The sequence below is a fragment of the [Haemophilus] ducreyi genome, assembly GCF_900109315.1.
GTDB classification, from domain to species: domain Bacteria; phylum Pseudomonadota; class Gammaproteobacteria; order Enterobacterales; family Pasteurellaceae; genus Haemophilus_B; species Haemophilus_B ducreyi.
On sequence record NZ_FOJC01000008.1, the window covers coordinates 46,993 to 68,107 of the forward strand.

Consider the following 21,115-nt stretch of genomic DNA (forward strand, 5'->3'; position numbering starts at 1 on the left):
ATTTGCAAAAATTCAGTAAAAAAGCACCGCTATACTAAAAATTAAGCTCTGAAATCTTGTTTACGAATACCTAAAACCATTAATACGGCGAAGTAACTGATTGCCGCTAAGCTGATTAACCACACTAACCAATGTACTTTAAGCCACATTGTCATTGCATACCAATCCGTTAATGTAGGTGAAAAATAAGAAACTAATACGCCCATCGCACAAGCTGAAATAGCGACTTTCAATATAAAAATTACGGTTTTTTTGCTTAAACAATACGCTTGCTCTTTCACTAAATTATAATACAGCAAGCTTCCATTTACGGCAGCAGAGAGGGCTGATGCCATCGCTAACCCTAAATAGCCAAATGGGATGGCTAATACACCAAAACAGATATTAGCAATTGTTGCAATAATACCAATTTTAACCGGTGTTTTAGTATTTTGTCTTGCATAGAAGCCATTTGCTAAAACGCTAATTAACATATAACTATTTAAGCCTAAGCACATAATCCAAAGTGCGTGTGAGGTAGCAATCACGTCTGCTAAAACAAATTTGCCCCGCATAAAAATCGTCATAATTAATGGTTGTGCTAAAATGGCCATTCCTACCATCGCTGGAATACCTAACGCCACAACCATACGGACGCCCCAATCTAATGTTTGCTTAAATGCTATTGCACGTTGTTCTTCATTTAACGCTTTTTTCTTCGTAATACGTGAAAGATTAGGCAATACGACAGTCGAAATGGCAATCCCAAATAATCCTAATGGAAATTCAATTAGACGATCAGAATAATAAAGCCAAGTAATTGATCCGGTCACTAAGAAACTGGCGATCACTTGGTTTAATAGTAAGTTAATCTGAGTGACGGATACACCAAACAATGCGGGAATCATCAAACGGCGTACTTTTGTCACACCTTCATCTTTCCAAGCCCACTTGGGTTTAACCAATAACCTTTCTTTTATCATAAACGGAATTTGAAATAAAAATTGCAATAAACCGCCTAGAAAAATTCCCCAAGCTAATGCAATATCTGGCTGTTCAAAATAATCTGCGCCAAATAATGCCATGCTGATCATAGCCACATTGAGTAATACTGGTGAAAATGCCATTACACCAAACTTCCCTATTGTATTTAACACGGCTCCTGAAAGGGCAACGAAAGTGATAAACCACAAATAAGGAAAAGTAATCTTAAGTAGCAATGACGCTTGCGTAAATTTTTGTGCATCTGGGCCATCATTAAACCAATCAATAAACCAACCGGTCCCAAATAACGCAGCAATTATTGGTGAAATCAACATGGCAACTAAAGTAACCACCGTTACTAAAAGCCCTAAGGTTCCTGAAACTTTCGCAATAAATTCTCGAGTCTTATCTAAATCATTATCAGCATTATATTCTGCTAACACTGGCACAAATGCTTTTGAAAAAGCACCTTCAGCAAATAATCGCCGCAGGAAATTAGGAATCCGATTAGCAAATAGAAAAACATCAGACATTGCCCCCGCACCTAATAAGCTCGCAATAACAACATCACGTACTAACCCTAATATACGTGAGATAAGCGTCATAGTGCTGACAACTATGCTGGATTTTAAAAGTTTCTTACTCATAATTTATGACTAACAGAAAAATAGAGGCAAAGTGTAACAAATATTTGCCTGTAACAGGGAATAAGTTATAGCGCGATTTATAATTAATATAATAATCAATAACCGCGATCATCTAGCCAATTTGCACAAGATCTTACCGCTTTCCCAAGATCGCAATAGAAAATCAAAGCTAATTTATACGTTTGTTATAGGAAAATAAGAAAAAAACTGATAAAATGCCACCTTATCGTTTTCTATTAGAAAAACGGTGTTCTTTTCAAGCACGTGTCTCGTTGAAAATGAATTTAAACTATCGATAGCTCAACATAAACTTACGTTTATGTTTTTTAATTTTTACACAGATATTTTAGGAGTTTGACCTTGGCTAATATCAAGTCAGCAAAAAAACGTGCGGTTCAATCTGAAAAACGCCGCCAACACAACGCAAGCCAACGCTCAATGATGCGTACTTTCATTAAAAAAGTATATGCAGCAATAGCAACTGGTGATAAAGCAGCATCACAAACAGCTTTCGTTGAAATGCAAAAAGTAGTGGATCGTATGGCATCTAAAGGGTTAATCCATGCCAATAAAGCAGCTAACCACAAAGCAAAATTAGTAGCTCAAATTAAAAAATTAGCATAATCCCTTTTTGCATAAAAAACCGACCTATAAAGGTCGGTTTTTTTATAACTTGGATTCTATAGAAAAAATGTGGTGATTTGGAATAATTTCTCAAGCTCACTAACTTGTTTTTTATCATTCACAAACACAATTATGCGATCATTTTCCAAAATAATCGTTGATTTATGCGCGATAATAACTTGTTGTTCACGAACAATTGCCCCAATAATTACTCCTTGAGGTAACTTCAGATCACGTACGGTTTTCCCCACGACTTTTGATGAGCTTTCATCGCCATGTACAATAACTTCCAAACACTCTGCTTGCCCTTGTTTTAATGAAGCCACTTGTACAATATCACCTTTGCGGACATGGCTTGATAAAGCAGAAATGGTGGCTTGTTTTGGTGAGAGTGCGATATCAATGGTTCCACCTTGTATTAAATGTAAATATGCCATTCGCTGTACTAAAACAATGGCTTTCTTAGCCCCTAAACGTTTTGCGAGTAATGCTAACATAATATTGGCTTCATCGTCACCGCTTAATGCTAAAAATAAATCAATATTTTCAATATGCTCTTCAAACAATAGTTCTTGATCAGAAGCATCTCCGCATAATACTAATGTTTTTTCTAACTTTTCTGCCAATTTCTCTGCTTTATTTTGATCACGTTCAATCATTTTTACACTGCATTGATGTTCGAGATCTTTCGCCAATCCTAGCCCAATACTTCCCCCGCCCATAATCATTACGCGTTTATGAGGGCGTTCTAAACGTTGTAATTCACTCATAACGGCTTTGATATTATGTGTTTCACAAATAAAGAAGACTTCATCACCGGCTTCAATAATGGTTGATCCTTGAGGAATAATTGCGCGCTCTTGTCTGAAAATAGAGACTACTCGAACTTCAATGTAAGGTAAGTGATCACGTAGCGCTGAAATAGGATAACCTACTAATGGGCCACCATAATAAGCTCTTACACTGATTAGGCTGACTAGTTCATGAGTAAAATGTGCGACTTGTAACGCACCGGGGTAATTTATTAAGCGTAAAATCTCCTCTTTCACTAACACTTCAGGCACAATGATATGATCAATGGGCAAAGCATTGTCATTAAATAGTTGTTCTTTTTCACGGACATAATCACTATTACGAATACGTGCGATTTTAGTTGGTATATGAAACAGTGTATGTGCAATTTGACAAGCAATCATATTAGTTTCATCACTTTCCGTCACGGCAACAATCAAGTCTGCATCACTTGCACCTGCATCGCGTAATATTTGTGGTGAAGCACCATTACCATTTACAACTTGTAAGTCGTGCTTATCTTGCAATAAATTTAAACAGCTTTGATCAGCATCGATTAAGGTAATATCATTATCTTCACTGACTAAATTCTCTGCTAATGTTGAGCCGACTTGCCCTGCACCTAAAATAAGAATTTTCATTATTTATCTAATTTCCGAAGTTTTGCATAAAAGAATCCATCACCGCCATTTTGTTGGGGTAAAAACTGTTTCATTATTGCTTTTTCACCATTGAAATCCATTTCAATCAATTCTGCATCTGGATTAGCGGTAATAAATTGGGTGATTTGTTCACTATTTTCTGCCGGTAAAATAGAACATGTCGCATAAACCAGCGTACCATTGGGTTTTAGTCTATGCCATAAAGCACTCAAAATCTTGGCTTGTAATTCAACTAATTCACTAATATCGCCCGCTTGTCGTAGCCATTTTATATCTGGATGCCGACGAATAACACCAGTTGCTGAACAAGGAGCATCAAGCAAAATGCGGTCAAACATCACATCATCTGCCAACCATTTAGTTGGGGTTGTCGCATCACCACAACGAACATCTGCCATCAAACCCAAACGGGCTAAATTTTCTCGCACTCGCACTAAACGGCTTTCTTCAATATCTAAAGCGATCACCTTTGCTTTTGGTGCTTGTTCTAGAATATGTGTAGTTTTACCACCTGGTGCTGCACAAGCATCTAAGATCATTTCACCATTTTTAGCGGCTAAGAGTGTTGCAGACCATTGCGCGTGACAATCTTGCACTGTCGCCCAACCTTGCGAAAAATAAGGTAATTTATCTACAGAAAGAGGATTTACTAACTGAATGGCTGAAGATGGCAAGCAAGCGGACGAATTTGTTGTTTTTACTGCTAAATCACCTAATAACGCCGCATAATCTTGAGGCGTGCAATGTTGGGTATTGACACGAATCCACATGGGGGGGCGCTGATTATTTGCATCCATAATTTCCCGCCAATTTGGATAAACTTGTTTAAGCATATTAACCAACCATTCAGGATGTAACGTTTGCCAATGCTTATCGACTTTAGCCAAAATCGTTTGTTGCTCACGTAAAAAACGACGCAATACGCCATTAGTTAATACTCTAAAACTATCTAATTTAACCAACTTTGTTGCATTCACAACTTCATCAACTGCGGCGTGTACCGGTATTCGCATATATAACAATTGATATAACCCAACCAACAATAAACAATGCACTAAACGGCTTTTGCCTTTTAATGGTTTAGTGACTAACTGTTTAATAATTGCCTCTAAGCGAGATAAAACTCGACAAACACCAAACGTTATTTCCTGTACCAGAGGTATATCTTTTGCATCAAGTTGTTGTTGAGCGGCGGGAATTAAGGTTGATAATGATTTGCCATGATCCAACACCTGTAACATAATTTGTGCTGCTATCGCTCGTGAAGATATTTTTTTATGTTTCATTATTTAATTCTATGCTAGTTGGATGAATATACTGCCATTTAGCGCATTATTAATGGGTTGATGACGAGAAAATATCTTCATCACGTAATAAGTGTAGGTTACTTTTACGGCGTAAAAAACCACAACGATCAAAATATTCTATTAGTTGTACTGTCATTTTACGCCCAAATCCCAACTGATCTCGTAATTGATTAACCGAAATCGCGCCGTGATTCGCGATAAATTGTTTGATAATCTGTGCAAATTCTACTATGTGCTCATGTAAAAAAAATCGATCTTTTACAATTGGCATTAAATAGCCTAATTTACCCGCTTTATACAACAAATCACGCATAACGGTTTCATCTATCAATAATGTATTCGCTACATCTCTGACCCATAATGCTTCTCTTTTAGCTTCAAAAAGCGGTTTAATTTGCTGCCAAACGTGTAATTCTTGCGCACTAAATTCAATACGATGATCCGGCAAATGTACCCAACCACGTGTTTGTGCCAATTGTTTTGTTTCAATTAATTCATCAATTAATGCTAGCACTAATTGCTCAGGTTCAGCTAATGCTGCCATTCGATAAAGCCGAGCTTTAGCAACTCCTAATTGATCATTATGCTGTTGATGATAATCGGTTAACTTAGTGACAATTGCCTGTTGAATCTTGGTCTTATACGCGTCGCTCACGATCCATTTTTTATCTGTGTCAAAGCCCATTTCAGCTAGATCAGACAAACATAACTGCTCTAGCCATAATAAACGATCTACAGCAACTGCTTTAAACTGTGAATAAAGTGCAATTCGTTCCGCACATTCATAAGTATTGGCTAATTGATTTAAATAAATTAACCGCTCGGTAGTCCGTTTATATCTCTTAGGCGCATTAATCTCCAATACCCTCGCCCCGGCTAGCGTCTGGCGATCATCACCACTACGTATCATTAATTTATCATTGAATGCGATATGCAATGGCTGACCCAAAATAATTTCTGCTAATCTCTGCTCATTTCTAACCGCTTTTTTAGCATCAAGTAAGTTTAATTTACCCATAGTATACGAAGCAAAATGATAGAAATGCACCACTTGATTCTCTTTCAAATCCGTACTAGCCGTTAACTGAATACTAATACGATCAGTGGCAAATTTAGGATCTAAAGCACTCAACCAATTACCGCGTTGCAATTGTTCTTTTTCGACATTAGCTAAATTTAAAGCTAAACGTTGCCCCGCAGATCCCCTCTCAGCAATACAATTTTGAGCGTGAATGGCTTTTACACGCACCGATTCGCCATTAGAAAGATAAAGTTCATCTCCCACTTTTACTTGGCCTGCAATAGCAGTGCCTGTAACCACTAGTCCTGCGCCTTTAATGTTAAAAATGCGATCAATTGCATAGCGGAAAGGTTTAGCTGTTTGGCTATTTTGTGTAGCACAATTGATTAAATACTGTTTTAATTCATCAATGCCAGCACCCGTCACGGTTGAGGTATAAAAACAAGGTGATGTGTGTAGAAAAGGGTAACGCGTTCGTAATTGTTCAATTAATGCTAACATTTGCGACATATTTGCCCGATCAGATTTAGTCACAATCACAGCAATCTGCTCAAACTTAAGTAACCGCAAAATTTCTATATGCTCTTCTGTTTGAGGTTTAATCCCTTCTTCTGCAGAGACAACTAACAATGCATGCTGAATGCCACCTAAGCCCGCTAACATATTTGACATAAACTTTTGGTGACCCGGCACATCAATAAAACCTAGCCGTTCAACTTTTGCCATTTCATCTTCAATCGCTAAATATGCATAACCTAAATCAATGGTCAATCCACGTTTTTTCTCTTCCGGTAAATGGGCTGTATTCATACCAGTTAACGCTTGTAATAATGAGGTTTTACCGTGATTAACGTGGCCGGCAGTAACAAAAATCATTTTTCCTCCAACATCTCAATCAGCTGATCAAATTGTGCCACTGAACGAAGGTCAAGCCATAATTTTTGTTCAGCAAAACGACCAATAATCGGATATTTCAGCATTTTAAATTGTTGTTCAAGTTGTAATAAATCCCGTTGCGTGGGGGCCGTAATAGTAACCGCTAATGAAGCCAACCTTTCCGTGGGCAATGCTCCACTACCAATCTGAGCCAGGCTTTGTTCAATCTGTAAATAATAACGCGCATCTAACCGCTTACTTAAGCTATTTTGTAAACGTGTTGCTTTAACACGTAAATGATCAATTGATTGCGTTAATAAAGATAACGTTGGTAAATGTGTAGTGAGTTGATCAGGCAATAAATAATGCCTTAACGTTGCTTCTAACCCAGCTAAAATGACTTTATCACAACGTAATACTCGCTTCAGTGGATGTGCTTGCAATGCCTCAATATCAGCTTTTTTGCCAACAATAATACCCGCTTGTGGCCCGCCCAACAGTTTATCTGCAGAAAAAGTAACTAACGCTACACCGCTGGCTACTTTCTGTTGTACTAATGGATCCGCGGGTAAACCAAAGGTCGCCATATCAATTAATGAACCGCTCCCCAGATCACTCATCACGGGTAAACCAACTTCTTGACCTAATTCAACTAATTGTTGTTCTGATACTGAATGGGTAAAACCTTGAATTTGGTAATTACTCGTATGTACTTTCATTAACAACGCCGTGTTTTCATTAATAGCGGCTCGATAATCTTTTAAATGGGTTCGATTAGTGGTGCCCACTTCAACTAGCTTACAGCCCGCTTGTTGCATAATGTCCGGAATACGAAAAGCCCCGCCAATTTCAACTAACTCACCTCGTGAAACAATCACTTCTTTACCTTTTGCAAAGGTCGCTAACATTAATAAAACAGCCGCTGCATTATTATTCACAACACAAGCCGCTTCAGCGCCCGTGATCTCACAGAGTAATTGAGAAATCGTATTATCACGATGAGCACGTTTGCCTGCCTCAATATCAAATTCTAAAGCTGAATGATGTCGCATCGCATCACTAGCAGCCGTAATGGCTGCCTCTGACCAAATTGCTCGGCCTAAATTCGTGTGCAATATCGTCCCGGTTAAATTAAAAACCTTCTTCATTGCTATCTGTTGCGTCTGCTGTAAATTTGTTGCAATCAAAGACAATAAATTATTCGCTTGCTGATCCACAGGCAAAGATTGATGCGTTAAAATATGCTGTCGCAAGCTGTCAATAACTTGGCGTGCTTGTGCCACAAAAGCTTGATGACCATATTGCTGAATCAAGGCTATACCTGCTGGTTGCTTGATTAATTTATCTACGGATGGAATAACACTCAATAATTTTTGCATAGCAACTTTTTCATAAAAAGAGAGAAACGTGGACAATTCTAATAAATAAAGTAAAATACTGCTAGACAAAATGGAAGTGAGTCGTCTCCGGTGAGACGGCAGGATTTCAAATCCTGTTAAGGACGCCAGCGTGCTTGGGTGGGTTCGACTCCCATTCACTTCCGCCAAACCGCTGATGAAGCTGTTTTTTCTTTTACCCACAGACCTGCAAACGAATCATTTTCACCCATGTGCTATCCGTTAAAATAGCTTTTTCTTTATGTTATCTCTAGAGAATCTTATCATGACTAAATCCATTTGCATTATTACCGGCAGTACTTTAGGCAGTGCAGAATACGTCGCCGACCATCTTGAGAGTTGCTTAACCGAGCAAGGCTTCCAAGTCGAATTATTCAATCAGCCGACTATTACCGATATTCAGCACCAATCACGATTAATTGTAGTCACTAGCACACATGGTGCGGGTGAATTACCTGACAATATCAAACCATTGTTTGCAGATATTGCTCACCAACAATTAGACCTCAGCCAAATGCAATTTGGGGTTATTGGTTTAGGGAGCTCTGATTACGACACATTCTGCTATGCAGTAGATATTGTCGAACAAACATTAACCGCTCAACAAGCCAAGCAAGTTTGTCCATCTGTCCGCATTGACGTCAGCCAAAATTTCGATCACGACGAAACGGCAGAAAAATGGTTAACCACTTTTGTCGAACCACTGATATCCCCCCATTAACCCATCATAAATAACTAAAAAGCGGTTGTTTTGCACAAATTTTTTACAAAACAACCGCTTATCCTAAGTATTATTTATGCTAACGCTTACCGCCAAACATACCACCTAAACCGCCCATACCGCTACCAAGCATACCTTTCATGCCACGCATCATTTTCGCCATACCACCTTTACGCATTTTTTTCATCATACGTTGCATATCATCAAACTGCTTCAATAGTTTATTGACATCTTGCACTTGTGTGCCTGAACCTAATGCAATACGACGACGGCGAGAGCCTTTGATAATATCCGGCTGAACACGTTCTTTTAACGTCATCGAATTAATGATCGCTTCCATTTTAACAAACATTTTATCATCAACTTGATCTTTCACGTGTGTAGGTAAATTCTTCATACCCGGCAATTTATCAAGCATCGACATCATCCCGCCCATTTTTTTCATTTCAATTAATTGCTCTCGAAAATCCTCTAAAGTGAAATTATCCCCTTTCTTAAATTTTTGGGCAATTTTTTCCGCTTTTTCTTGATCGACCGAACGCTGTAAATCTTCAATTAAAGACATTACATCGCCCATACCAAGAATACGAGAAGCCACACGATCAGGATGGAAAGGCTCTAACGCATCTGTTTTTTCCCCTACACCTAAAAATTTAATCGGTTTACCGGTAATCTGTCGAATAGATAACGCCGCACCACCACGCGCATCACCATCAACTTTAGTTAAAATAACCCCGGTTAATGGCAATGCTTCATTAAATGCTTTAGCTGTATTAGCTGCATCTTGCCCCGTCATTGCATCAACAGTAAACAACGTTTCTACAGGATTCAACAGCTGATGTAATTGCTGAATTTCTGTCATCATATCAGTATCAATATGCAACCGACCTGCTGTATCTACAATCAATACATCAAAGAAATTCAGCTTGGCATATTTAAGTGCTTCTTGCGCAATCACTGTTGACTGTTGATTCGTTTCAGTTGGGAAAAAGTCAACATTCAAGCTTTCTGCTAAGGTTTGCAACTGTTTAATCGCAGCAGGACGATATACGTCAGCAGAAACAACCAACACTTTTTTCTTATGGCGTTCTTTTAAAAACTTAGCTAATTTACCCACAGAGGTCGTTTTACCCGCACCTTGCAAACCTGCCATTAAAATAACTGCAGGCGGTTGCGAAGCTAAATTTAATTCCTCATTTGCTTCGCCCATCGCCGCTTCAAGTTCGCTCTGAACAATTTTAAGAAACTCTTGACCCGGTGTTAAACTTTTATTCACCTCAACACCTAATGCGCGTTCTTTTACCTTATTAATAAATTCACGCACCACGGGTAATGCAACATCAGCTTCTAATAATGCCATTCGCACTTCACGTAACGTATCCTTAATATTGTCTTCTGTTAAACGCCCTTTACCAGTAATATTGCGTAACGTTTTCGATAATCTATCCGATAAGTTTTCAAACATAGTATTCTCTTTTAGCCAATTTTGATCAAATATAACCGCTTAAATACGGTAAAATGCGAGCATTATACAAAAAAACCGCCTTTATTGCATAAATAAAGACGGATCTAAAAAAATTACTGAATAACGCAAATTATTCTAATTCTTTGCCTTTCAACTCTGGAATTAAGAAAATTGTGGCGAAAATATCCAGCAGATAAATCGAGGCCAATAATATAATAGCCATTTGGAAAGAATAAACCGCTACAATTGCCCCAACTACCATAGGTCCAAGCCCACCAACCGCACGGCCTAAATTAAATAGTACATTCTGTGCGGTGGCACGAGCAGCCGTTGGATAAGCTTCTGACATTAAGGCACCATAACCGCCCATCATACCATTTACAAACATACCTAGAAACGCACCGGCAAACAACATATGAGTAGGATCAATTAATTGAGAATAAGTAAAAATACTTATCACAGCGCCTACTTGAAACAGGATAAAGCTTGGTTTACGTCCAATTCGATCCGCTAATTGCCCAAATATCCAAATACCTAGCATCATTCCAAAGATAGTAACTGCCGTCCATATCCCAGATTTAGTTAAACTAAACCCTAATTGCTTCGATAAAAAATTAGGTAACCAAATCATAATACCGTAATAACCAAAATTTTGGACTGAGGTGAGCACAACAATGCCTAAACTAGTTTTAGTGGTCGCCCAATCCTTAACTAATAATTTAAATGACTCTAATTTAGTTGGTTTGGCTAACTTTACTTTTTGAATAAACACTTCTGGTTCATGCAGTTTTACCCGTAAATACCAAGCGATAAAAGCCGGGAAAACACCGACTAAAAACATACCGCGCCAACCAATAATGGGCAATAAAAATGGTGTTAATAAAGCAGCGGCTAATACCCCGACTTGCCAGCCTAAAGCAACATAAGAAGCCGCCTTAGCTCGATGACGAGCAGGCCACGCTTCTGCCGCTAAAGCCATACCAATCCCAAATTCTCCTCCCAAACCAATGCCTGCAATCACACGATAAACCAGTAAATCCCAATAGCCTTGAGCAAAAGCACATAAGCCTGTAAAAACAGAAAATAACACAATAGTCCACGTGAGCACACGTACTCTGCCATATTTATCACTTAATGCACCAAAAATAATCCCACCCGCAACGGCACCAATTAAAGTCCAAGTCACTAATGAGCCCGCTTGCGTAGGGGATAAGGCTAAATCTGCCGAAATTGCGGTTAACATAAAACCAAGAATAAGAAGATCAAAACCGTCCATTGCATAACCGACCGCTGATCCAATTAAGGCTTTCCAGCCATAACTATTTACATGAGAATTCATATTTGTTGTCCTTTCGCTACTCGCTGGTAGCAATTAAAGAAAATTAATAGAAAAGTAATAAGATGAGAATGTTATAAAAACAAAAAGAGTTTACGCTGAGTTAAATTATTTTTCAATATAGTAAAAGCAAATGAACGAAAATATCCAAATAACTCTCTCTAAAGATAAAAACCCTGAGAATAATAACTACTCTCAGGGCTTAGAAATATGGCTCCTCCTGCTGGACTTGAACCAGCGACATATGGATTAACAGTCCACCGTTCTACCGACTGAACTAAGGAGGAATTGATGGTGCCTCGAAGCGGAATCGAACCACCGACACGGGGATTTTCAATCCCCTGCTCTACCGACTGAGCTATCGAGGCAACACTTTGTTGCGGAGTGGATTATGCTTATTTATCTGCAACTCGTCAAATATTTTTTGCAAAAATCATAAAAAACAACGTTTAAGCGTATTTTTTTTATACTTTACGCTAAAAAAAGCAACACCGCTTAACGAATATTTATATATTTTTGACGTGCCTTAGACACTTTATTTAAGTAATTGCGCGCTTGTTTAGATGGATGAGCCGTAGCTAAAACACGATAAACCGCATCAGAAGACAATTGGTTAATACGATTAAATGCAGAAGTTCGATCTGCGTCAAACACTTTTAAAACAGCGCCCGCACCACTGTTATAAGCAGAAATAATCGCATAACGTTTTGAAACCGGATCATTAATCCCGTCTAAATATTCATTGCGTAAAATGGCTAAATACAATGTACCCGCATCAATATTATTAGCAGGATCATGCAAATAAGCACGATCAGGCTGGCCACTCATTCCCTTACGAACGAAAATATCCCGCCCAGCGGTACGCGGCACAACTTGCATTAAACCGATAGCATTTGCATAACTGACTGCATACGGGTTAAAGGACGATTCTACTTCCATAATGCCGAAAATTAAGCTTGTTTCAATGCCGTAACGTTTCGCCATTTTGCGAACTAAAGGCAAATACTTTCTTGCTCGCACTTCAACGTGATCAGCCACCATTTTAATGGTTACGTAAATGACTGCCCGCCCATTCTGTAAACGGCGTGTTTTTAATTGATGCTGTAACAAGTGACTAGCAAAATCGTTTGCAATCGCAACATTGATAATATCACGCCCAAATTGATCTTTAACCTGACGCGCTAAAAATGGTTTTTTACTGATTGGTGTATCGCCTGAATTAAATAAATCAATACCGCGCGGATCTGCTCCCATCAATAAAGTATGAATGATGCTATTGCGTAAATGATTTTGGTTACCTAGCGTTTCAATGGTAATCAATCCATCTTCAAATGAAATATGGCTACGTGTGTAATATTTATCCGTATATTTGACATAATCTTTTTTGCTGGCGACTAACAATTCATTACTGCCCCAAATATCATCAATATTATGCGAAAATTGACCGGTTAAAATATCTAATCCATTGGTATCTTTAGATAAATAATTAAAGGGTGATTTAATTTTTTTACCTTTTGCAGATATAGTTGACTTACTACTACAAGCCGCTAAAAACGGAACAACCAAACAAAAGGGTAAATATTTAGCATATTTTCTCATGCACTACGCCTTAGTATTGGTTTGAACCGGTACATATCCATCAATATGGACGTCCTTACCTTCAAATAAAAAGTTCACCATTTCTGCTTCAAGTAATTGTCGGTGTTCTGGATTCATCATATTTAATTTTTTCTCATTCACAAGCATTGTCTGTTTTTTAATCCATTCAGCCCACGCTTGTTTACTAATTGAATTAAAAATGCGTTTACCCAATTCACCTGGATATAATTGAAAGTCTAAGCCTTCTGCTTCTTGTTTTAAATATTCACAAAATACCATACGAGCCATTTTTTATTCCTTATACGTCAAACTAAGTTCATCTAAAATTTTTTTCACCGGCGCAGCTAAGCCAACTTCATTAGTCGCATGTAAATCATACCAATAATTCTCACTTGAAGATACAGATTTACAATAATCACTCACCGGCTCTTGTGCCACAAGCGGTGGCATTTGCACAGAATGTTGTGCTTCTAAATCGACCAAAATAGGGGTAATATCCAAATAAAAGTGGCTAAATGTATGCCTAAAAGTAATTAATTGCTGGGAAATTTGCCAATTTTTAGCTGAAATAGTCCGCTTAATGGTGTCAAAATCTTCAAACTGAGGAAAACTGTATAATCCCCCCCATAGTCCTTTTGCTGCACGCTGTTGCAATAAAATGCGTGTACCTGATTTAACCACCAGAAAATAGGTTTGTCGCTCAGGCAATTGTTTTTTGGGCTTTTTAGCAGGATATTTATCCCATACAGCCAAACGCGCGGCTTCACATTGCGTTTCAAGTGGACAAATTGCACATTTTGGCTTACTGCGATTACAAATTAATGCGCCTAAATCCATCATTGCTTGGTTAAAATCAGCGACCTGTCTATTCGGTGTAACTTGGGCAGTTAATAACCATAATTTATTTTCAACCGCTTTTTCGCCACTCCATCCCTCAACAAGAAAAACTCGTGATAATACCCGCTTTACATTGCCATCTAGGATGGGATAAGGCGCATCTAACACTGAAGATAAAATGGCACCTACCGTGCTTCTACCAATGCCTGCCAACGACAAAACCTGATCAAACTCACGCGGAAATTGGCCAGCAAATTGATCACGGATTTGTTGCGCGGCTTTATGTAAATTACGTGCACGTGCATAATAGCCCAAGCCTGTCCACAAATGTAATACTTCATCAATTTCAGCATTCGCTAAATCAATCACCGTAGGAAAGCGCGCCATAAAGCGTTCGAAATAAGGTATGACAGTAGCAACTTGCGTTTGTTGCAACATAACTTCAGATAACCACACACTATATAACGTTTTATTTTTTTGCCACGGCAAATGGTGCCGACCATATTGTTTAAACCAAGCTAATACTGCTTGTGCAAAAGGCATTTCAACTGTTGCTTGAGCCAAAGGGAAAGGAGATTGTTTCACACCAAACTTCTTCAAAAACCAATAAATAACACTGTTTATGATACTGTAAGCGGTCTATTTTCACAAAAATTTCGCACTCATTATGCTTAGTCAATATTTAACATCAATCACATGCTACTGATGAAATCTGCCCGCTTTCCCTTGAAAAAAGCGTGCTAACGCCCCAAATATTATTCTGTTTTTGCTAAAATGCTAAAAGAAGGATTTAACATGACAACTATCGTATGTGTTCGCAAAGATGGCAAAGTGGCTATTGGTGGCGATGGACAAGCAACATTAGGCAATTGCGTAGAAAAAGGCACAGTACGCAAAGTTCGGCGCTTATACAAAGATAAAGTCATTACCGGTTTTGCTGGCTCTACTGCCGATGCCTTTATTTTACGTGATCTATTCGAGAAAAAATTAGAGCTACACCAAGGCCATTTAGTTAAATCAGCCGTTGAACTGGCTAAAGAATGGCGTACAGAGCGCGCTTTACGTAAATTAGAAGCCATGATGATTGTCGCTAATGAATCAGAATTTTTACTTGTATCTGGCTCCGGCGATGTAATTGAACCAGAACAAGACGTGTTAGCCATCGGATCTGGTGGTAATTTCGCAAAATCTGCAGCATTAGCATTATTACGCACTGAAAATAATTTAACCGCTAAACAGATCGTTGCAGAAGCGCTCAAAATTGCGGGTGATATTGATATTTACTCAAATCACAATCATGTTATCGAAGAAGTCTAACTTTTTATAATGGCATCGGTTATTACCCCATGTCTTTAATTTTTCACCATTCGTAACAACGAATGTTATCAGCTAGGATCAAAATTATGTCAATAACTCCTCGTGAAATTGTGTCGGAATTAGATGCTCATATTATCGGCCAAACTGAAGCTAAACGTGCTGTCGCCATTGCATTACGTAACCGCTGGCGTCGTATGCAATTATCGGAAGATTTACGCCAAGAAGTTACGCCCAAAAATATTCTCATGATCGGGCCAACCGGGGTTGGTAAAACAGAAATCGCTCGCCGTTTAGCGAAATTAGCTCAAGCACCATTCATTAAAGTAGAAGCCACCAAATTCACGGAAGTGGGGTATGTTGGCAAGGAAGTCGATTCTATTATTAAAGATTTAACTGAAGTTTCGATGAAGTTAGTTAAAGAACAAGCGGTCGAAAAAAATCGTATACGCGCACAAGATGCAGCAGAAGATCGTATTTTAGACGTATTATTGCCACCTGCGAAAGATCAGTGGGGCAACGTTCAAGAAACCGATAATGCCTCAACCCGTCAAATTTTCCGCAAAAAATTACGTGAAGGCAGTTTAGATGACAAAGAAATTGATATTGATGTCGCCTCTCAAGTCAATGTTGAAATTATGACACCACCCGGTATGGAAGAGATGACTTCGCAACTTCAATCCTTATTTGAAGGAATGTCACCTAATAAAACCCAAAAACGCAAAATGAAAATTAAAGATGCGTTAAAAGTAATGTTAGATGAAGAAGCGGCAAAATTAGTTAATCAGGAAGAACTTAAACAACAAGCCATTGAAGCCGTTGAACAACACGGCATCGTTTTCATTGATGAGATTGATAAAATCTGTAAAAAAAGCGGTAATTCTGGTGGCGATGTATCGCGTGAAGGTGTTCAGCGTGATTTATTACCCATTATTGAAGGCTCAACCGTCAATACCAAATATGGTATGGTTAAAACCGATCATATTTTATTTATCTGTTCTGGGGCATTCCAAATCGCTCGCCCATCTGATTTATTACCCGAATTACAAGGCCGTTTACCTATTCGCGTTGAATTAAAATCGCTTACCAAAGCTGATTTTGAACGTATTTTAACTGAACCGAATGCTTCATTAACCTTGCAATATCGAGAACTAATGAAAACAGAAGGTGTTACGATTGAGTTTACCCAAGATGCTATTAGTAAAATAGCCGAATCTGCTTTCCGAGTCAACGAAAAAACTGAAAACACTGGTGCTCGTCGTTTACATACCGTATTAGAGCGTTTAATGGATGGTATTTCGTTTGATGCTAATGAACGCGCGGGTGAACACATTGTGATTGATGAAAAATATGTGGCAACGGCTTTAAATGATGTAGTTGAAAACGAAGATTTAAGTCGCTTTATTTTATAATTTTCCCAATATTTGACTGTACGACAGTAACAAGATTAACCGCAATTTTTATTGCGGTTTTTTATGCGATTAAAAAAGCCAATTTTTGCTAAATAAGCGGTATTTTTCTTGCATTTTTGCAATGCAATCGTTTGCTTGATCCGTTATAATAGCCACTAATTTTTTTATTTATCCACTACGGAATTAACAATGACTGTAAAAACTTTTCGTGGCTCTCCAGCCCTCTCTGAATTTCGTTTAAATCAACTCAAACAAAAACTGCACCAACATAACCTTTCAATCAACACAGTTTATGCTGAATATATGCACTTTGTTGATTTAAATAGGCCGCTTACTGACCATGAAAATGCAGAACTCCAAGAGTTATTACACTATGGTCCAACACTTACCGAACACGAACCTAATGGCATTTGCTTAATTGTCACGCCTCGCATAGGCACTATTTCTAGTTGGTCTTCAAAAGCAACTGATATTGCACATAATTGTGGTTTAACGACCATTAATCGTATTGAACGTGGTTTAGCTTATTATTTTGAGTTTTATGAACAACCAACAGATACACAAATGGAAACATTAAAAGGGTTGTTACACGATCGTATGCTTGAAACAGTATTAGACCACTCATCACAAGCAACCGATCTTTTTGCTCAACAAGAAGCTAAACCTTTTACTACCATTGATATTTTAACCGGCGGCCGCCAAGCATTAGTTGAAGCCAACCAGAATTTAGGTCTTGCCTTAGCTGATGATGAAATTGACTATTTAGTGGAAAATTTCACCGCATTAAAGCGTAATCCAAATGACATTGAATTATATATGTTTGCTCAAGCAAACTCTGAGCATTGTCGCCATAAAATCTTCAATGCTGATTGGAAAATCGACGGTCAAAAACAGAGCAAATCATTGTTTAAAATGATTAAAAACACCTTCGAAAAAACACCAGAACACGTATTATCTGCCTATAAAGATAATGCAGCCGTAATGGAAGGTTCAAAAGTTGGTCGTTGGTTCCCTGATGAAGATGGTCAATATCGTGCTCACCAAGAAGATGCACACATTCTAATGAAAGTAGAAACCCATAATCACCCAACCGCTATTTCTCCTTTCCCTGGAGCGGCTACCGGTTCAGGCGGTGAAATTCGTGATGAAGGAGCAACAGGACGAGGCGCAAAACCTAAAGCGGGCTTAACTGGCTTTTCCGTTTCTAACCTTGTGATCCCAGATTTTAAACAACCGTGGGAAAATGATCTGTCAAAACCCACTCACATTGCTTCTGCATTAGATATTATGCTAGAAGGTCCATTAGGTGGTGCCGCATTTAATAATGAATTTGGTCGCCCCGCGTTATTAGGTTATTTCCGGACTTACGAAGAAAAAGTAAATAGTTTTGCAGGCGAAGAAGTAAGAGGTTACCACAAACCAATTATGCTAGCAGGAGGTATCGGCAACATTCGTGCGGAACATGTACAAAAAGGTGAAATTCCAGTGGGTGCCAAACTAATTGTATTAGGTGGACCAGCGATGAACATCGGCTTAGGTGGTGGTGCTGCTTCATCAATGACCTCTGGTAAGTCTAAAGAAGATTTAGACTTTGCGTCCGTACAACGTGAAAATCCCGAGATGGAACGTCGTTGTCAAGAAGTTATCGACCGTTGTTGGCAACTTGGTGAAGATAATCCGATTGCCTTCATACACGATGTCGGTGCCGGTGGTTTATCCAATGCTATGCCAGAATTAGTTCACGACGGTGGCCGTGGTGGCAAATTTGATTTACGTAAAATCTTATGTGATGAAAAGGGAATGTCACCGCTTGAAATTTGGTGTAATGAATCGCAAGAGCGTTATGTATTAGCCGTTGCCACTGATAAATTAGCAACCTTTGAAGCGCTCTGTCAACGAGAACGCGCACCTTATGCCATTATCGGTGAAGCTACAGAAGAAGAACACTTAACCTTAGCTGACCAACATTTTGCGAACAAGCCTATTGATTTACCAATGAATGTATTATTAGGTAAAACACCTAAAATGCACCGTGATGTTTCATCAAAAAGCGTTAAAAATCCACCGCTTGATCAGCAACCAATTCAACTAAAAGAAGCGTTTCATCGAGTATTACGCCTGCCTGTCGTAGCAGAAAAAACGTTTTTGATCACTATTGGAGACCGCTCTGTTACAGGTATGGTCGCACGCGATCAAATGGTAGGGCCTTGGCAAATCCCGGTTTCAGATGTTGCGGTAACGACTGCGTCATTAGACAGTTATCACGGTGAAGCAATGACAATGGGCGAAAGAGCACCGGTTGCATTATTAGATTTTGCTGCATCTGCACGCTTAGCGGTCGCAGAATCGATCACCAATATAGCTGGTACCTATATAGGTGATATTAAACGTATTAAATTATCAGCAAACTGGATGTCCGCTACCGGCCATACTGGTGAGGATGCTGGCTTGTATGAAGCGGTCAAAGCGGTAGGTGAAGAGCTTTGCCCAGCGTTAGATTTAACGATTCCAGTCGGTAAAGATTCAATGTCAATGCGTACCACTTGGCAAGAAAATGGCGAACAAAAAGCTGTTACCGCACCGCTTTCTTTGGTTATTTCCGCTTTTGCTCGGGTTGAAGATGTCCGTAAAACCGTTACTCCACAATTACGCACAGATAAGGGCTTATCTAGTTTATTTTTAATTGACTTAGGGGAAGGAAATAACCGCTTAGGTGCTACCGCATTGGCACAAGTTTATAAACAATTAGGCGATAAACCCGCCGATGTAGTAAATGTTGCTCAGCTGAAAAATTTCTACAATGCAATGCAAACATTAGTAGCTGAAGATAAATTACTGGCTTACCACGACCGTTCAGACGGTGGTTTAATTACCACGATTGCTGAAATGGCATTTGCTGGCAATTGTGGCGTAGAAATAGATATTGCCGCACTTGGTGATAACGATCTAGCCGTGTTATTTAATGAAGAATTAGGCGCTGTCATTCAAGTAAAAGATACCGATCTTCACCGCGTACGTGAAATCTTAACCGAGCACAATTTACTTGGTTTAACTAAAGACTTAGGTAATGTTTATGCTGACGATCGCTTCATTATTAGCCGAGGCAATCTAAAAATTCTCAATGAAAAACGTTCTGAATTACGCGGGATTTGGGCTGAATTAACCCACAAAATGCAACGATTACGTGATAACCCTGAATGTGCCGATCAAGAATTTGCGACCAAAAAAGATCCAAATAACAAAGGCTTGTCTGCATTCTTAACTTACGATGTCAATCAAGATATTGCTGCTCCATTTATTAATACCGGCGTCAAACCAACAATCGCGATTTTACGCGAACAGGGCGTAAATAGTCATTATGAAATGGCCGCTGCGTTTGATCGAGCGGGCTTTAATGCGATTGACGTACATATGTCAGATTTAATGGCAGGACGCCATCATCTAGCCAATTTCAATGCTTTAGTGGCATGCGGTGGATTCTCATATGGTGATGTACTAGGCGCAGGTGGTGGTTGGGCAAAATCTATTTTATTCAATCCAATGTTACGAGAACAATTTAGCCAATTCTTCGCCAATCCAAATACACTTGCCTTAGGGGTATGTAATGGATGCCAGATGGTGTCTAATCTAGCTGAAATTATCCCGGGCACAGAAAATTGGCCTCGTTTCGTCCGTAATAAATCTGAACGCTTTGAAGCCCGTGTAGGATTAGTCAAAATCAATGACACTCATTCGGCTTGGTTTAATGGCATGGCAGGCTCATATATGCCAATAGCCGTATCACACGGGGAAGGGCAAGTTGAGTTTAAATCGGCTGAACAATTAGCTGGCTTAAAAGCACAAAATTTAGTTATCGCTCAATATATTGATAACAATGGTCATCCAACAGAAGTCTATCCAGCCAATCCAAATGGTTCAGTGGACGGCATCACCGCTATCTCAAATTTAGATGGTCGTGTCGCTATTATGATGCCACACCCAGAGCGTGTTTATCGAGCTGTATCAAACTCTTGGTACCCTGAAGATTGGCACGAAGATGGGGCTTGGATGCGATTATTTAGAAATGCACGATTCGCATTGAAGTAAAATAGGTTAGGTTACCTCCTATTAGGGTAACCAACATATAAAAAAACAAGTATTCC

The 21,115-nt window shown here is 38.9% G+C and carries 15 protein-coding genes and 3 tRNA genes; 6 read left to right on the plus strand and 12 right to left on the minus strand.

Annotated features, from left to right (window positions below; genetic code table 11):
• Nucleotides 1–41: 41 nt before the first annotated feature.
• Complete coding sequence (murJ, locus tag BMX01_RS06485) at nt 42–1,610, minus strand: murein biosynthesis integral membrane protein MurJ (RefSeq protein ID WP_064082470.1); 1,569 nt, start codon at nt 1,608–1,610, stop codon at nt 42–44.
• Between the two features lie 360 nt (nt 1,611–1,970).
• Here murJ and rpsT point away from each other — a divergent pair, with 360 nt between their 5' ends.
• A complete protein-coding gene (rpsT, locus tag BMX01_RS06490) occupies nt 1,971–2,234 on the plus strand; it encodes a 30S ribosomal protein S20 (RefSeq protein ID WP_010945727.1) in 264 nt (87 codons plus the stop codon).
• Nucleotides 2,235–2,290: 56 nt separating this feature from the next.
• Here the strand turns inward: rpsT and trkA are convergent, their stop codons facing one another.
• Genes trkA through selA form a run of 4 tightly spaced genes read right to left on the minus strand, consistent with a single transcriptional unit; the run spans nt 2,291 to nt 8,271 of the window.
• A complete protein-coding gene (gene trkA / locus BMX01_RS06495) occupies nt 2,291–3,667 on the minus strand; it encodes a Trk system potassium transporter TrkA (RefSeq protein WP_064082469.1) in 1,377 nt (458 codons plus the stop codon).
• The gene (gene rsmB, locus BMX01_RS06500) at nt 3,667–4,974 is read right to left on the minus strand and encodes a 16S rRNA (cytosine(967)-C(5))-methyltransferase RsmB (protein WP_064082468.1); all 1,308 of its coding nucleotides are present in this window, start codon (nt 4,972–4,974) and stop codon (nt 3,667–3,669) included. Before rsmB ends, trkA begins: the two co-directional genes overlap by 1 nt.
• A 49-nt stretch (nt 4,975–5,023) precedes the next feature.
• Nucleotides 5,024–6,892: a selenocysteine-specific translation elongation factor gene (gene selB, locus BMX01_RS06505; RefSeq protein ID WP_074647990.1), complete on the minus strand. Its 1,869-nt coding sequence runs from the start codon at nt 6,890–6,892 to the stop codon at nt 5,024–5,026.
• Nucleotides 6,889–8,271 (minus strand): L-seryl-tRNA(Sec) selenium transferase, encoded by a 1,383-nt coding sequence (gene selA / locus BMX01_RS06510; protein ID WP_064082466.1) that lies wholly within the window; start codon nt 8,269–8,271, stop codon nt 6,889–6,891. The genes selB and selA overlap by 4 nt, the downstream gene beginning before the upstream one ends.
• Before the next feature lie 72 nt (nt 8,272–8,343).
• Between selA and BMX01_RS06515 the strand changes: the two genes are divergently transcribed.
• Nucleotides 8,344–8,438 (plus strand) — tRNA-Sec (locus tag BMX01_RS06515).
• Between the two features lie 116 nt (nt 8,439–8,554).
• Nucleotides 8,555–9,010 (plus strand): FMN-binding protein MioC, encoded by a 456-nt coding sequence (gene mioC, locus BMX01_RS06520; protein ID WP_064082465.1) that lies wholly within the window; start codon nt 8,555–8,557, stop codon nt 9,008–9,010.
• A gap of 79 nt (nt 9,011–9,089) precedes the next feature.
• Here the strand turns inward: mioC and ffh are convergent, their stop codons facing one another.
• From ffh to mutY, 7 genes are all read right to left on the minus strand, one after another.
• On the minus strand, nt 9,090–10,475 hold the full coding sequence (ffh, locus tag BMX01_RS06525) for a signal recognition particle protein (RefSeq protein ID WP_064082464.1): 1,386 nt from the start codon (nt 10,473–10,475) through the stop codon (nt 9,090–9,092).
• Between the two features lie 130 nt (nt 10,476–10,605).
• Nucleotides 10,606–11,814 carry an MFS transporter gene (locus BMX01_RS06530; protein ID WP_064082463.1) on the minus strand — a complete coding sequence of 403 codons (1,209 nt, stop codon included), beginning with the start codon at nt 11,812–11,814 and terminating at the stop codon, nt 10,606–10,608.
• A 208-nt stretch (nt 11,815–12,022) separates the two neighbouring features.
• Nucleotides 12,023–12,098 (minus strand) — tRNA-Asn (locus BMX01_RS06535).
• Nucleotides 12,099–12,103: 5 nt separating this feature from the next.
• Nucleotides 12,104–12,179: transfer RNA gene (locus BMX01_RS06540), tRNA-Phe, on the minus strand.
• Between the two features lie 127 nt (nt 12,180–12,306).
• Nucleotides 12,307–13,410 (minus strand): membrane-bound lytic murein transglycosylase MltC, encoded by a 1,104-nt coding sequence (gene mltC, locus BMX01_RS06545; protein ID WP_064082462.1) that lies wholly within the window; start codon nt 13,408–13,410, stop codon nt 12,307–12,309.
• A 3-nt stretch (nt 13,411–13,413) separates the two neighbouring features.
• On the minus strand, nt 13,414–13,698 hold the full coding sequence (locus tag BMX01_RS06550) for an oxidative damage protection protein (protein WP_064082461.1): 285 nt from the start codon (nt 13,696–13,698) through the stop codon (nt 13,414–13,416).
• Nucleotides 13,699–13,701: 3 nt separating this feature from the next.
• Entirely contained in the window at nt 13,702–14,790 is a 1,089-nt protein-coding gene (gene mutY, locus BMX01_RS06555; RefSeq protein WP_412556282.1) for an A/G-specific adenine glycosylase, read from the minus strand.
• A gap of 252 nt (nt 14,791–15,042) precedes the next feature.
• Here mutY and hslV point away from each other — a divergent pair, with 252 nt between their 5' ends.
• From hslV to purL, 3 genes are all read left to right on the plus strand, one after another.
• A complete protein-coding gene (gene hslV, locus BMX01_RS06560; RefSeq protein ID WP_010945739.1) occupies nt 15,043–15,564 on the plus strand; it encodes an ATP-dependent protease subunit HslV in 522 nt (173 codons plus the stop codon).
• Between the two features lie 83 nt (nt 15,565–15,647).
• Nucleotides 15,648–16,973, plus strand: coding sequence for an HslU--HslV peptidase ATPase subunit (gene hslU, locus BMX01_RS06565; RefSeq protein WP_172592913.1), 1,326 nt, complete (start codon nt 15,648–15,650; stop codon nt 16,971–16,973).
• Between the two features lie 189 nt (nt 16,974–17,162).
• Nucleotides 17,163–21,059, plus strand: a complete 3,897-nt coding sequence (gene purL, locus BMX01_RS06570) for a phosphoribosylformylglycinamidine synthase (protein ID WP_064082458.1) — start codon at nt 17,163–17,165, stop codon at nt 21,057–21,059.
• Nucleotides 21,060–21,115: the final 56 nt, after the last annotated feature.